The 13740-nt window shown below is 64.1% G+C and carries 16 protein-coding genes; 8 read left to right on the top strand and 8 right to left on the bottom strand.

Annotated elements, in window-relative coordinates:
* Positions 1-28: 28 nt before the first annotated feature.
* The gene (locus NLN62_RS38910; protein WP_027523921.1) at positions 29-334 is read left to right on the top strand and encodes a hypothetical protein; all 306 of its coding nucleotides are present in this window, start codon (positions 29-31) and stop codon (positions 332-334) included.
* 141 nt (positions 335-475) lie between these two features.
* Here NLN62_RS38910 and NLN62_RS38905 read toward each other — a convergent pair whose 3' ends face one another.
* Together NLN62_RS38905 and NLN62_RS38900 are read right to left on the bottom strand one after the other, a co-directional pair.
* Positions 476-1087: a GNAT family N-acetyltransferase gene (locus NLN62_RS38905; RefSeq protein ID WP_254112230.1), complete on the bottom strand. Its 612-nt coding sequence runs from the start codon at positions 1085-1087 to the stop codon at positions 476-478.
* Positions 1088-1237: 150 nt separating this feature from the next.
* Positions 1238-1639: a PaaI family thioesterase gene (locus NLN62_RS38900; protein WP_027523919.1), complete on the bottom strand. Its 402-nt coding sequence runs from the start codon at positions 1637-1639 to the stop codon at positions 1238-1240.
* 187 nt (positions 1640-1826) lie between these two features.
* Between NLN62_RS38900 and NLN62_RS38895 the strand changes: the two genes are divergently transcribed.
* Positions 1827-3095 carry a lipoprotein-releasing ABC transporter permease subunit gene (locus NLN62_RS38895; RefSeq protein ID WP_027523918.1) on the top strand — a complete coding sequence of 423 codons (1269 nt, stop codon included), beginning with the start codon at positions 1827-1829 and terminating at the stop codon, positions 3093-3095.
* 207 nt (positions 3096-3302) lie between these two features.
* Here the strand turns inward: NLN62_RS38895 and NLN62_RS38890 are convergent, their stop codons facing one another.
* A complete protein-coding gene (locus NLN62_RS38890) occupies positions 3303-4673 on the bottom strand; it encodes an amidohydrolase family protein (protein ID WP_254112229.1) in 1371 nt (456 codons plus the stop codon).
* A 285-nt stretch (positions 4674-4958) separates the two neighbouring features.
* Between NLN62_RS38890 and NLN62_RS38885 the strand changes: the two genes are divergently transcribed.
* The 4 genes from NLN62_RS38885 to NLN62_RS38870 are packed head-to-tail and all read left to right on the top strand — an operon-like array spanning position 4959 to position 6411.
* Positions 4959-5282 (top strand): helix-turn-helix transcriptional regulator, encoded by a 324-nt coding sequence (locus NLN62_RS38885; protein WP_027523917.1) that lies wholly within the window; start codon positions 4959-4961, stop codon positions 5280-5282.
* A complete protein-coding gene (locus NLN62_RS38880) occupies positions 5279-5704 on the top strand; it encodes an SRPBCC domain-containing protein (RefSeq protein ID WP_027523916.1) in 426 nt (141 codons plus the stop codon). Before NLN62_RS38885 ends, NLN62_RS38880 begins: the two co-directional genes overlap by 4 nt.
* Before the next feature lie 33 nt (positions 5705-5737).
* Complete coding sequence (locus NLN62_RS38875) at positions 5738-5944, top strand: hypothetical protein (protein ID WP_027523915.1); 207 nt, start codon at positions 5738-5740, stop codon at positions 5942-5944.
* Positions 5945-6000: 56 nt separating this feature from the next.
* Positions 6001-6411, top strand: a complete 411-nt coding sequence (locus NLN62_RS38870; RefSeq protein ID WP_027523914.1) for a DUF1801 domain-containing protein — start codon at positions 6001-6003, stop codon at positions 6409-6411.
* A gap of 175 nt (positions 6412-6586) precedes the next feature.
* Here NLN62_RS38870 and kynU read toward each other — a convergent pair whose 3' ends face one another.
* The 5 genes from kynU to NLN62_RS38845 all read right to left on the bottom strand — a co-directional run bounded on the left by kynU (position 6587) and on the right by NLN62_RS38845 (position 11866).
* Positions 6587-7795: a kynureninase gene (gene kynU, locus NLN62_RS38865; protein WP_254112228.1), complete on the bottom strand. Its 1209-nt coding sequence runs from the start codon at positions 7793-7795 to the stop codon at positions 6587-6589.
* A gap of 7 nt (positions 7796-7802) precedes the next feature.
* Positions 7803-8642: a tryptophan 2,3-dioxygenase gene (gene kynA, locus NLN62_RS38860; protein ID WP_027523912.1), complete on the bottom strand. Its 840-nt coding sequence runs from the start codon at positions 8640-8642 to the stop codon at positions 7803-7805.
* Positions 8643-8664: 22 nt separating this feature from the next.
* Complete coding sequence (locus tag NLN62_RS38855) at positions 8665-9474, bottom strand: alpha/beta hydrolase (protein WP_027523911.1); 810 nt, start codon at positions 9472-9474, stop codon at positions 8665-8667.
* A gap of 338 nt (positions 9475-9812) precedes the next feature.
* Entirely contained in the window at positions 9813-11090 is a 1278-nt protein-coding gene (locus tag NLN62_RS38850) for an ArgE/DapE family deacylase (RefSeq protein ID WP_254112227.1), read from the bottom strand.
* A gap of 50 nt (positions 11091-11140) precedes the next feature.
* A complete protein-coding gene (locus NLN62_RS38845; RefSeq protein WP_254112226.1) occupies positions 11141-11866 on the bottom strand; it encodes a pyridoxamine 5'-phosphate oxidase family protein in 726 nt (241 codons plus the stop codon).
* A 73-nt stretch (positions 11867-11939) separates the two neighbouring features.
* On the opposite strand from NLN62_RS38845, the gene NLN62_RS38840 reads away from it, so the two are divergent.
* The gene (locus NLN62_RS38840; protein WP_254112225.1) at positions 11940-13424 is read left to right on the top strand and encodes a PLP-dependent aminotransferase family protein; all 1485 of its coding nucleotides are present in this window, start codon (positions 11940-11942) and stop codon (positions 13422-13424) included.
* Between the two features lie 68 nt (positions 13425-13492).
* Positions 13493-13738, top strand: coding sequence for a DUF6719 family protein (locus tag NLN62_RS38835; protein ID WP_027523906.1), 246 nt, complete (start codon positions 13493-13495; stop codon positions 13736-13738).
* The last annotated feature ends 2 nt before the right edge of the window (positions 13739-13740 follow it).

Below are 13740 nucleotides of genomic sequence, written 5' to 3'. Positions count from 1 at the left end.
AGGTATCCCGGATCGAAATGAGGCTACCATGAGCGCAGACTGGAATACCAAATATGGCACGCGGCGCGTCCGCCACGATCCGCCGACCCTGGACGAGGCGATTTTCGCCGCGATCGGCATCACCGACGATCAGGAGCAGCAGGCCGAGATCGCCGCGTCCCTGATGGGCATGCCGCTCGACGTCGTACAGGCCGAGGTGAAGAAGCAGGCCCGTACCAACAGCCGTATCACCGCCACGCGCGTCATCGCCGGCGAACAGGGCGCGCAGCGCTCGGTGGTGGTCGAGCGCCGCGTCGTGCGCCGCTTCGGCAACGACAAGCGTACTGGCACCTGAAGCGCTCTAGTCTTTGAAGATACGAAAGCGGACCGGCCTCGCCGGTCCGCTTTTTGATTCTCTTTGTCTGCGCACGATCTCGGTGCAAACACTTCGCGTTTGTCGCGAGGCAAAACCGCCGCGCACTTTTGCGAATCGTGCTCAGGCAGCGCGATTGCCGTACATGCTGGAAAACAGCTTCCACCACGTGCTGTTGAAGCTCAGCAGCGCGCGGCCGGCCTTGAATGGCGCAGCAGCGAGATCCGCAAGCTCCGCCTCCGGCGTCTTGGTGAGATCGATCGTGCCGGTCGACTCGCCGTGCCGGAATGCCAGATGCGCGCCGAATTTCTTCGCCAGCGCCCGCATCGCGTGATTCTCCGCGCCCGTCGTGATGCGCAGGCGACCAAAACCCTTCCAGCGCGCTTCCGCGATCAGCCGCCGGAACAGCACGGTCCCGACGCCCTGGCGGCGCGCGGAGGCTTCCACGCTGAACGCCACTTCGGGCAGCGAATCGCCTTCCGGCGGATGCAGCTCGGCCGCGCCGCGGACCACGCCTTCGACGATGTAGGCGACGATCACGGTACCGTCGTCCGCGCAGCGCGCGGCGTAACGCTCGATGAAGCTGTCGTCGAGAAAACCGTTGAAGCGGTCGTGCCGGCTCTCGGGATCGAGCCTCAGCAGATGATCGCGCAGGAGCGGCAATTCCTCTTGCTGGATCAGGGTCCGCACATAGCCCCGAACCGACTCTGTGTGGATGGTCTCTTCAAGTGCCACGTCAAAACTCCTCTTGGTGTCCCTCGAGGAGGCGTTCGAATCCCTAGGCCTCCTATATTGTGCGTCGCAGCATGGTTTGCAAGACGGGAACCTGCCCAAGTTAGAGGCATGGCAAACGACCAATTCGTTAACAAAATCAAAGCCCCGTAATCATACGAGGACCATCTGGGTCTGGGTCACCAGCGCCACCAGCTTGCCGTCCTCGGTCTCGAGACGGGTCTGCCAGACCTGCGTCCGCCGCCCCCGATGGATCGGAGTCGCCGTGGCGACCACCGTCGCCCCCTCCATCGCCCCGCCAATGAAATTGGTCTTGCTCTCCAGCGTCGTCGTGCCCTTGGCGTCCGCCGGCAGATTGATCACGGTCGCGGCCGCCCCGACCGAATCGGCCAAGGCCATGATGGCGCCGCCATGCGCGATGTGGCCGAGCGTGCAAAGGTCGGGCCTGACCGTCATTCTCGCCACCACGCGATCCGGCTCAGCCGCGACGAACTCCACACCCTTGAGCTCGGCGAACGGCATCTTCATCGCATGAAGTCTTTCGAGCGGCGTCATCGGATCTCCTCCCAGTGTCTTGAATTCTCAACGTGAATTGTCCCGCGGCGCAAAGCAATGACGTCCGAGGTCATAGCCGCGATGATATCGATGCCGCTCCCACGCGCCACTTTTTGCCCGAGGACTCGGGTGTCGCCAAACCGGCTGCAACCGGACAGAATGACGAGGCTGACGAGCCTTGAGGATCATGACAGCGCCGCGGAAGACCGCTCCCTTTGCGCCGTTCGAATGGATGCTGTCTGCGCGCTACCTGCGCGCGCGGCGCAAGGAAGGCTTCGTCTCGGTCATCGCTGGGTTTTCGTTTCTCGGCATCATGCTGGGCGTCGCGACCCTCATCATCGTGATGGCGGTCATGAACGGCTTCCGCAAAGAGCTTCTGGACAAGATCCTTGGGCTCAACGGGCATGTTCTGGTTCAGCCGCTGGAATCGCCTCTGACCGACTGGAAGGACGTGACCGAACGGATCAACCAGTTGAAGGGGGTTCGACTGGCGGCGCCCGTCGTCGACGGGACGGCATTGGCATCATCCGCAAACGCCTCCGGCGTTCTGGTGCGCGGGATCCGAGGGGTCGATCTCAACAAGCTCGCTTCGGTCGCCGGCAACATCAAGCAGGGGTCGATCGAGCATTTTGACGACGATCAGGGCGTTGCGATCGGCCAGGGCCTCGCCGATCAGCTTTCGCTGCATGACGGTGACGCCATCACTCTCGTCGCGCAGCACGGCGCGGTGACGCCAATGGGCGTCATGCCGCGTATCAAGAAATACAAGGTCACGGCCGTGTTCGAGATCGGCATGTCGGAGTACGACGCGAGCATGGTTTTCATGCCGATCGCGGAGGCGCAGTCCTACTTCAACCGCAGCGGCGATGTCACGGCAATCGAGGTGTTCACGACCGACCCTGATCGCATCGACATGTTTCGCAGGAACGTGATGGAGGCGGCCGGCCGGCCGATCTTCCTGGTCGATTGGCGACAGCGCAACTCGACCTTCTTCAGCGCGCTTCAGGTCCAGCGCAACGTGATGTTCCTGATCCTGGCCCTGATCGTCCTCGTGGCTGCCCTGAACATCGTGTCGGGCCTCGTCATGCTGGTGAAGGACAAGAGCAGCGACATTGCGATCCTGCGAACCATGGGTGCTTCGCAGGGCTCGATCATGAGGATCTTCCTGATCACCGGCGCCTCGATCGGCGTCGCAGGTACGCTGATCGGCTTCGTAGTCGGGCTTCTGGCCTGCCTCAATATCGAGTCGATCCGGCAATTCATGTCCTGGCTGACCAGGACCGAATTGTTTCCGCCAAAGCTCTACTTTCTTTCGAAGCTACCGGCGGACATCGAGGTCGGAGAAACCTCGGCAGTCGTGATCATGGCGCTGACGCTTTCGTTTCTCGCAACGCTCTACCCATCCTGGCGCGCCGCGCGGCTCGATCCCATCGAGGTGCTGCGACATGGGGGCTAGGGGTGGTTACGGCCAACATGGTGGGTTACGCTTCGCTACCCCACCCTACGAGCGTCGAGGTTAGGCGCGCAGCTCTATCAACGCTGTCATTGCGAGGAGCTCTTGCGACGAAGCAATCCAGACTGCCTCGGCGGAGACAGCCTGGATTGCTTCGCTGCGCTCGCAATGACGGGGTGTGGGCGCAGGCGCACCACACTATCGACGTCGCTATCTTCTGCTGTCGCCGGCCAGCGTATTCTTGTAGATCTTTCCGCCTTTCATGATGACGACGAAATTCTTCGCGGGGTCTGCGACCAGCTTGATGTTCTCGATCGGGTTGCCATCGACCAGCAGCAGGTCCGCCAAGGCGCCTTCCTCGACCACGCCGAGCTTGCCGGGATAGGGATTGCGCGGACCGGACAGGCTCAGGAGCTCGCCGTTCGCCGATGTCGCCATCGCCAGCGCCTCGGCCGGCGTGTACCAGCGGGTGAGGTCGGCGAGCATCGCGCCCTGCCGCTCGGCGAGCGCCTTGGAGAACAGGACGTCGGTGCCGAAGGCGGTCTTGATCTTGTACTTCTTGGCAAGTGCATAGACCCTGTCGGTGCCGGTGACCACCTGCTGCATCTTGTCCTGCTCCGAGGGCCCCAGCGCGGCGGCACCGGCGAGATCGAGGAACGGCTGCGTGCTCAGCCAGATGCCCTTCTCGGCCATCAGACGCGCCGAGGCCTCGTCCATGAGATGGCCGTGCTCGACGCATTTCGCGCCCGCCGCGATCGAGCGCTGGATCGCCACCGGCGTGTAGGCGTGCACGGCCACATAAGTGCCCCAGTTCTCGGCCGCCTCGACCGCCGCGCGCAGCTCGGTCTCGGTGAAGGTGGAGACGTCGAGCGGGCTGAACGGCGAGGCCACACCGCCGCCCGCCGTGAGCTTGACCTGCGTCGCGCCCTGCATGAGCTGCTCGCGGGCGCGCACGCGGACCTCGTCCGGACTGTCGGCGACCATGCTGCCGCCAATCAGCTCCATGCGGCTCAGCATGCCGCCGATGGTCCGCGGCAGGTCGGACAATTGCCGGAAGTCACCATGGCCGCCGGTGATGGTGATCATGGCGCCGGAGGGATAGATGCGGGGACCTGCCACGAGATCCTCGTCGATGGCGCGCTTGAGCCCGAAGCTCGGACCACCCATGTCGCGCACCGTCGTAAAGCCTCGCATCAGTGTGGCGGTGGCTTCTGTGGCCGCCTGCAGATTCAGGTAGCCGACGTCGCCCGCAATCGCAGCCGCCGGCGTCGGGCGCACCAGCATCGCGTGCCAATGCGCGTCGATCAGCCCGGGCATCAGCACGCGATTGCCGCCATCGATCGCCCGCGCATCCGCGGTCAGCGGTGCGGCCGAGATCTTCTCGATCTTGCCATTGCGGATGAGCACATTGAATGGCGACGAGAGCGCACTGTTCCGGCCATCGAAGATGCGGACGTTCTGGAAAAGGACCGCGGAGTTCTGTTGCGCCTGCGCAGGCCGCGAAGCAACAAGGCTCACGCCAATTGCGACGAGCAACACAAAGACGATGAAGATGCCACCAGGCTTGCGCACTTCGAACATTTCCGCCCTCCTGCCGGCACGTCTGCTCGTTCCCCGGCAGCGATGCCTTGGGACTGACTCAGCGCCGGCGTGTGGAGCAAGTCAACTTACAACCCATACGGAAACATGCAGCCCAGCCATCCGGCACGAGCGGAGGTGCGATTGGAGCTGTCGCGCCTGGCTTGAATTGATTCAAGCTAGAGGCGTTCCGTCCAGGCGCGAGCGACGTCAGGCGCATCCCCGCTTGACGAATTCATAACTATCGGGTTATACGATCATTCATAACCAACGAGTTATCAATCTCACATGGCCAACACCCACGATGTGCTGTTCCGGACCCTTGCCGATCCGACCCGGCGGGCTATCTTCGAACGGCTGTGCCGCCACGGCGAGCAGACCGTTGGCGCGTTGACAGCGCGGGCCGGCGTGTCGCAACCAGCCGTTTCGAAGCATCTGATGGCGTTGAAACAAGCGGGCCTCGTGCGCGACCGCCACGAGGGCCGCCAGACGCATTACAGCGCGCAGCTTCGCGCGCTCGCCCCGCTGATCGACTGGACCAGCAAGATGACCGGCTTCTGGCAAAGCCGGTTCGATGACCTCGAGGATCTTCTCAAGAGGATGGACCAATGAACAAGACCGAGACCCGTTCCGTCGTCGTCGAGCGCGAGTTCGCACATCCGCCCGAGAAGCTTTGGCGGGCCCTGACGCAGCCGCATTTGATCTCGGAGTGGCTGATGAAGAACGATTTTGTGCCGGTGCCGGGCCATCGTTTCAAGCTCACCGGCGAGTGGGGCGGCGTGCTCGACTGCGAGGTCCTCACGATCGAGCCGAACAAGGCGCTCGCCTACACCTGGAACTTTGCGCATCAGGATGCGGCCTACAATCTGGAGAGCGTGGTGACCTTTACCCTCACCCCGACGCGCGGCGGAACTCTGCTCCGCGTCGAGCAGGTGGGATTCCGCCCGGACCAGAAGCAGGCCTATGGCGGCGCGCATGCCGGATGGAAGCAGTTCTTGGCGAAGCTGGAAGAGGTCCTGCCGCAGGCAGACTGACGCCGCCGTTGCACTCTAGGACAGGAGGTCTCATTGAACTGGAACATGTGGATTCGGCAGGTTCACCGCTGGCTGTCGATTGGCTTCACGGTGGCCGTCATCGTCAATGTCCTCGCCATGGGGCTGGAGATGCAGGCGGTCTGGATCGGCCTCCTGGCGCTGTTCCCGCTCATGCTGCTTCTGCTCTCCGGCCTCTATCTGTTCGCCCTGCCCTATGCCACCAAATGGCGAAGTGGCTGACGGCGATCGCTCGCCCGACGTAGAACAGGACCAGAATTGGGAGCACAGAACCTCAAATGACTCCATCGGAAAAAATCGACCAACTGATCGCCGGGATCACCGACTGGCGCGGCAAGATGTTTGCGAACCTGCGCAACGCCATCCTCGAGGCCGACAGCGAGATCGTCGAGGAATGGAAGTGGATGGGCAGTCCGGTGTGGGAGCGCGACGGCATCATCGCGGTCGCCAATGCCCACAAGGGCAAGGTGAAGCTGACCTTCATGTACGGAGCGCGTCTCGCCGATCCCGAAAAACTCTTCAACGCCGGCCTCGATGGCAACGAACGCCGCGCAATCGATTTCCTCGAAGGTGACAAGATCAACGCGCGGGCGCTGAAACAGCTCGTGCGTGCAGCGATCGAATACAATCAGGGCAAGGCGAAGAAGAAAGCGCCGGCAGCGCGCACGAAAGCGCGCAAGGCGGGTTGATACACAATCTCAGTCATGCCCTGGCTTGAACAATTGGGATACGACAGTGTGGATAGCGCTTGCCACAAGCTCGTCATTGCGAGGAGCGAAGCGACGAAGCAATCCAGAATCCCACCGCGGCGATAGTCTGGATTGCTTCGCTGCGCTCGCAATGACGTTGTGGAGACAGCGCGGGCTACGTCACCGCATTCACGACCTGGAATTCCGGTCGCCTCCATACTTCGCCAACGATCACCTCCTCGATGATCTCGGCCGCCTTCATCACCTCGTCCTCCCCGATATACAGCGGCGTCAGGCCGAAGCGCATGATGTCGGGGGCGCGGAAGTCGCCAATCACGCCGCGGGCGATCAGGGCCTGCATGGCGGCGTAGCCGCCGTCAAAGGCGAAGGAAACCTGCGAGCCACGCATCTCGTGCGCGCGTGGCGTCACGAGCTTAAGCTCCGGGCAGCGGCGCTCCACCTCCGCGATCAGGAGATCGCCGAGCGCCAGCGAGCGGGCCCGCACTTCGCCAAGATCGACGCGGTCCCAGATGTCGAGTGAAGCCTCCAGCGCAGCCATCGCGAGCACCGGCGGCGTGCCGACGCGCATGCGTTCCACGCCGCCCGCGGGCGCATAGCCGAGATCGAAGGCGAACGGCTTTGCGTGGCCCATCCAGCCCGAGAGCGCGGCGCGCGCCCGATCGGCGTGGCGCGGCGCGACGTAAAGGAAGGCCGGCGCACCGGGACCGCCGTTGAGATATTTGTAGGTGCACCCCGCAGCGAAGTCGGCGTCGACGCCGGCGAGATCGACCGGCAGTGCGCCGGCCGAATGCGCGAGGTCCCAGACGGTCACGATGCCCAGCGCATGCGCCTTTGCAGTGAGCTGCGCCATGTCATGGCGGCGACCGGTGCGGTAGTCGACCTCCGTGAGGTAGAGCACCGCAATCTCCTCCGACAGCGCGGCCTGGACCGCCTCCGGCGCCACGAGGCGCAGCTGGTGCCCTCGCCCGAGCGTCGCGATCAGGCCTTCGGCCATGTAGAGATCAGTCGGAAAATTGCCGGTGTCGGAGAGCACGATTTTGCGCTCAGGCTTCATATCGAGCGCGGCGGCGAGCGCCTGGTAGGCCTTGAGCGAGAGCGTGTCGCCCATCATCACCGAGCCCGCCTCCGCGCCGATCAGCCGGCCGATGCGATTGCCCACGTTGCGCGGCTGCACGTACCAGCCCGCCGTGTTCCACGCGCGAATGAGCTCATCGCCCCATTCCTGCCGGATCACGCGGTCAACCTTTTCGGCAACGCCCAGCGGCAGCGCGCCGAGCGAATTGCCGTCGAGATAGATCACGCCCTCGGGCAGATGGAAGAGCGCTCTGGTGTCGTCGTAGACGCGAAGTCGGGTCTTGGTCATGGCTGGCTCAAAGAATGGTGCGGACGCGCCAAAGTTCGGGAAACAGCTCGACCTCCAGCATGCGCTTGAGATAGCTGACCCCGCCGGTGCCGCCGGTGCCGCGCTTGAAGCCGATGACCCGCTCAACGGTGGTGACGTGATTGAAGCGCCAGCGGCGGAAATAATCCTCGAAGTCGACGAGTTTTTCGGCGAGCTCGTAGAGCATCCAATGCGTCTCCGGCGCCTCATAGACCTCCCGCCACGCCTCCAGCACGCCTTCGTTCAGGCTGTGTGTCTCGCGGACGTCACGCGCCAGGACAGAAGGCGGCATCGCGAGCCCCTTGCGGTCGGCGAGGCGCAGCACCTCGTCATATAGGCTCGGCGTCGCCAGCTCCGCCTCGAGAAGATGCGTGACCTCGGCGTCATGCGCATGCGGCTTCAGCATCGCGTGATTGCGGTTGCCGAGGAGATATTCGATCAGGCGATACTGGCTCGACTGGAAGCCCGAGGATTGCCCGAGCTTGGAGCGGAAATGCGTGTACTCGCTTGGGGTCATCGTGCGCAGCACGTCCCAGGCGCTGTTCAGCTGCTCGAAGATGCGGGAGACGCGCGCCAGCATCTTCATCGCCGGCGATACCTCGTCACGCGCGATGGCGCGACGGGCGGCGCTGAGCTCGTGAATGGCAAGGCGCATCCAGAGCTCCGAGGTCTGGTGCTGGATGATGAACAGCATCTCGTCATGCGCATCCGACAGCGGATGCTGCGCGCCAAGGATCGCATCCAGCTGGAGATAGTCGCCGTAGGACATCCGCCGAGCGAAATCGGTCTCGGCGCCCTCGGCGGTGGGATCGTAGTCGTTGCTGGTCATGACATCCCCTCTCAGATCTGCGTCAGTCCAGGCCAACCAGGTTCGCGGTGATTTTCGACGAGGGATCCTTGAGCCCGTCGACGACCGTGAAATGGTTGTAGCCAGGCTCGACCACCAGACGCGTCGGCACGTCAAAACCGGTCCAGACGTTTGCCATCAGCTCGGCCTGGCGGACGAATTCGGGCCGCTCGGCGCCGCCGACCCAGGCCGTGAGCGGCACGTGTCCGCGCGGCAGATGCAGCGCGGCGCTTTCGAGCGTCGCCTCCTCCAGAGTCATGCCAAGCGTGGCGTTCATCTTGGTCTTCAGCAGCGGGCGCAGATCGTGCAGACCGCTGATCGACAGCGTCCCGGCGATGCGGTTGTAGACTGCAGGCTCAAGCCGGCTGTCTTTGCAGAGCATACGGGTGACGAGATGGCCGCCGGCGGAGTGGCCGGCAAGCCGGATCGGTCCGGCGACGAGCGCGGCCGCGGTGGCGATGGCAGCCGCCATCTCGGCCGTGATGTCGGAGATGCGCGCGGCCGGCGTCAGCGTGTAGCTCGGCAGCGCGACGGCAAAGCCATGGTGGCGCGCGCCTTCAGCAAGGTCGGTCCACGACGATTTGTCGAACCGCATCCAGTAGCCGCCATGGACGAAGACGACGAGGCCCTTTGTGTCGCCATTGGGCAGGATCAGGTCGAGACACTGGCGCTCGCCTGAGCCATAGGCGATGTCCGGACGAAATGCCCTGAGCCCCGCGCGATAGGACGCGGCGCGCTCGGCCCAGAGCGCGGGCAGTGTGTCCGATCCCGGCACATGAGCCGAGTTGGCATACGCATCATCCCAATCGCGCATCGTTACTCCCAGACTCGCAGGCGACAGGTCGCCAGTCTGCCACCGGCCGCGCCGCCATCCTAGTCTTTATTTTAAGCTTAAAGCATTTAAAGGCGCACCTATATCGGGCACCGCTCCTCGCCCTGAGGAGCACGCCCTGGCGCGCGTCTCGAAGGGCGGGGCCACCGGCCGCGCCGTCATCCTTCGTGACGCTTGCTTCGCAAGCTCCTCAGGTGAGGGAGTGCCACCACACTCCGTCATTGCGAGCGCAGCGAAGCAATCCAGAGTTCTTTCCGTGGCACCAGTCTGGATTGCTTCGTCGCTTCGCTCCTCGCAACGACGGCGGAGGGGGCAAAGGGCTACCCCTTCTCCACCCCGCACCATTCCGCGATGAACAGCGCCATCGCCTTGGTAGACTTCTTCAGCGACTCCAGATCGACATATTCATTGAAGCCGTGGATCTCGCCGCCGCTCGGGCCGAAGCAGAGGCTGGGGATGCCGTGGTTGAGGCCGTAGAAGCGGGTGTCGGTGAGCGCGGTGAAGACGAGGTCTTCGACCGCGCCGCCATAGACGGCGTTGAAGGCCTTGCCGAAGGCGGCTTCGGGCGCAGCCGCGTTGGTCAGCTCATAGCCTTCCGACAGGAAGCCGGACCATTCGACCTCGGGCGGATTGTTGGCGAGGAAGCGGTGGTTTCGCGCCGCGGCCGCGACGCAGGCCAGAATCTCCTTCTGGTGATCGGCGATGGACCAGCCCGGCAGAACCGCGATACGGCAATCGACGTCGCACCAGGCCGGCACGCTGGAGGCCCAGTCGCCGCCCTTGATGATGCCAGGGTTGAAGTTGATGGGATGGTTGAGCGTCTTGAAGTGACGATCACTCTTGGCGCGCTCGTTCCATTCTATCTCGAGCTTTTGCAACGCCTGGATCAGATGATAGGCGGCCATGATCGCATTCGCGCCGGAGCCGGCAAACGCCACATGGGTCGGATGGCCCTTCACGCGCAGACGAAACCAGATCACGCCGACCTGCGAGCGCACCATCTTGCCGCCCGTCGGCTCCGGAATGAAGCAGGCATCGGCGCGATAGCCGCGCTGGAGCGTCGAGAGCGCGCCGACGCCGGTGCTCTCCTCCTCGATCACGGACTGGAAATGGATCCGCGCCGTGGGCCGAAGGCCTGCGGCCTTGATCGCATCGAGCGCATAGAGTGCGCCGATGGTGCCGGACTTCATGTCGCAGGCACCGCGGCCGTACATTTTGCCGTCCTTGATGACCGGCGCAAATGGCGGGGTGTCCCAGAGCTCCAGCGGTCCCGCCGGCACGACGTCGCAGTGGCCTTGCAGGATCAGTGATTTGCCGCCACTCGTTTGCGGGCGGTAGGTGCCGACCACCGTGCGCGCCTTGGAAAAATCATGCTCGATCGGACCGAAGCCGCGCAGATCCCTGAGTTCGTCGACATTGATGTGCCAGTCGTCGACCTCATAACCCCGCGCGCGGAGCAGATCACCCATCATGTCCTGACAGGGCCCCTCAGCGCCGCGGGTCGAGGGGATCGCAACGAAATCGCGGGTGGTCGCAAGCTGGGCCTCGAAGCCGGCATCGACGGCGTCGAGAATCCTCTGCTGCGTATCGGCATTCATGCTGGCAACTCCGTCAGGCATTCCCAAGAGCGCCGCGAAGCTAGCCGATTTCAGCCCTCCGGGTACTCCTCAAAATAGGCATCCAGCAATGCATCTTCGAGCAGTCGGCCCTCCGAATAACCATTCAACGTCGCTGGCCGCGTGACGCCGTCGAGCAGGCGCTTGCAAGGTTCCGGCGCGCCAAGCACGGTGCGCACGGGGATCCGCTCCGCATAGATTGGCAGTGCGTAGTCCTCATCGTCGTCTGCAAGGCCCTTGGTGCGAACCTTGGCGGAGGCTTCCTCGATCTCCATCGCGATGAAGGACGTCGCCTTGGCCTCCTGCGTGCTGCTTGGGCGCAAGCCCGCAGTGCGATCCGGGAAGAAGCGGTCGACCATGGCGACCAGCGCGCGCTGCTTCTCCTCCGCGTCCGTCACGAGGTAAGCGGTCCCGAAGGCCATCACCGCGCGATAATCCGCCGAATGATTGAAGCCGCAGCGCGCCAGCACGAGGCTGTCGAGATGCGCAACGGTGAGACAGACCCTTTGCCCGCTCGACTGGTTGCGCAGCATGCGGCTCGCGCTGGAGCCGTGCCAATAGAGCTTGGTCCCTTCCCGCCAGAAGAAGGTCGGCGTGCAATAGGGCTGGCCGTCGATCACATAGGAGACGTGGCACAGCATCGAGGAGTCCAGGATGCGGTGAACGGTGGCGTGATCATAGGACCCGCGATCATGGCGGCGCTTCACCTGGTTGCGGGACGAGACCGGATAGGACGTGGTGGCGATACCGTCGGACACGGCGGCTCCTGTCGTGAAATTGAATCTGGAAGGAGTTGTAGCGCCCCATTTGGTCTGCGATAGTGCCAATTCCATGCGAAAAATTCCGACCAATTCAAAACCGCCCCCGAAAGCCGCGCCGCGCAGGGCCGAGCTGCCGCTCGATTTTTCGGGAGCGCACATTACGGCGAGCGCTCCCTCGGCGCACCGGCTCTACCAGGCGCTCTGCCACGCGATCGTGGAAGGCCTGGTCAGGCCGGGCGAGCCGCTGCCGCCATCGCGGACGCTGGCGAAGCAAACCGGTTTCCGGCGCAACGCCGTCGTCACGGCCTATGAGCGGCTGATCGCCGACGGGTTTGCGGAAGCAACCGTCGGCTCCGGGACGTTCGTCTCTGCAAAAATTCCCGCGCGCGTGAGCGATGCGCGCAAGGCGAAGATCATCGTCGAGGCGCCGCGGCAGGGCACGCTGGCACTCGGCTGCACCCACATCGACGAGCGCTCACTGCAACGCTTCCGCGGCTTCGTCGGCCGGCGCATGCGCGCCTTCGGAAGTGAACATCTGCACTATGGTGATCCGCGCGGCAGCCGCGAGTTGCGCGTTGCGGTTGCCGATCATTTGCTCGCGGCGCGGGGCCTGCGCTGTGATCCCGACCAGATCATGCTGACCTCAGGCACGCTGCACGCCTTGCGCATCGTGCTCGGCGCGATCCTCAAAACCAACGACCAGATCTGGTGCGAGGATCCGGGCTACCCCACCGCGCGCGCGACGATCCTCCATTGCGGATATCGCGCTGTCTCCGCGCCGGTCGACGAGCACGGCCTGCGTGTCGCCAAGGGCCGGACGGCGGCACCAAGGGCGCGCGCGGCCTATGTCACGCCGTCGCATCAATTTCCGCTGGGCGTGCAGATGTCGATGCCGCGCCGGCTCGAGCTCCTGGACTGGGCGAGGGAGGCTGGCGCCTTCGTGCTGGAGGACGATTACGACAGCGAGTTCCGCTATGACGGCGCACCCCTGATGTCGCTCGCCGGCATCGATCAGCTCGAGCGCGTGATCTACATGGGCACATTTGCCAAGACATTGTTTCCGGGCCTGCGCATCGGCTATTGCGCGCTGCCGGAGCGCTTGATCGGCACGGTCGCGACTGCGCGGGCCGCGCTCGACCGTTTTCCCGGTACGCTGATGGAAGGCGCGGTCGCGGACATGCTCAACTCCGGTGCCTTCGCTGCGAACCTGAAGCGCGTGCGAAAGCTCTATCGTGAGGCGCGCGATGCACTGGCTGCGACGCTTCAGGCCGCGTCCGACGGCCGGCTGTCTGTTCCCGTGCCCTCGCAAGGCCTGCATCTGGTCGCGCGGTTCGAGCCGTCGGTGGATCTGCGCATCGCCTCGCAGGCCAAGCACGCGGCCGGCGCGGAAGGCTGGCTGCTGGCCGACACCTATGCGCGCGCCCGTCCCCTGCCCGGTTTCGTCCTCGGCTTTTCCGGCCATTCCGTTCCGCAACTGGTGGCGTCAGCCGAAAAGCTCGCGACGCAATCGCTGGCCGCGCTTCGCGGCAGCGACATGCCGGCACGGCGCGCGTGACGAAGGTTCACTATGAGAATCGCGCGCGGCTTTCTAACATCGCCGCATCGAGGTTTGGATTTTTCGTCATGACCCATTTTCGCGCGATGAGCCTGTGCGCGCTGTTTGCCGCAGCAACAATAACGTTGGCGCGCGCCGACACGGTCGGGCGCGAGCAGAATATCGTCGGCTTGCGGCTTGGCCAGCGCGTGATGGTCGATGACGGCACCTGCCCCGCCGGGCAGATCAAGGAAGTGCGCGGTGCTAAGATGACCGAAAGCGGCATCACGGCGACACGCACCTGCGTGCCGCGGTTTGGACCGAAGTCGAAATAGCG

Origin of the sequence: Bradyrhizobium sp. CCGUVB23 (assembly GCF_024199885.1) — a bacterium.
Taxonomy (GTDB): Bacteria; Pseudomonadota; Alphaproteobacteria; order Rhizobiales; family Xanthobacteraceae; genus Bradyrhizobium.
Note: the sequence above shows the minus strand (reverse complement) of the source record. Positions and strands in the feature narration are given on the sequence as shown.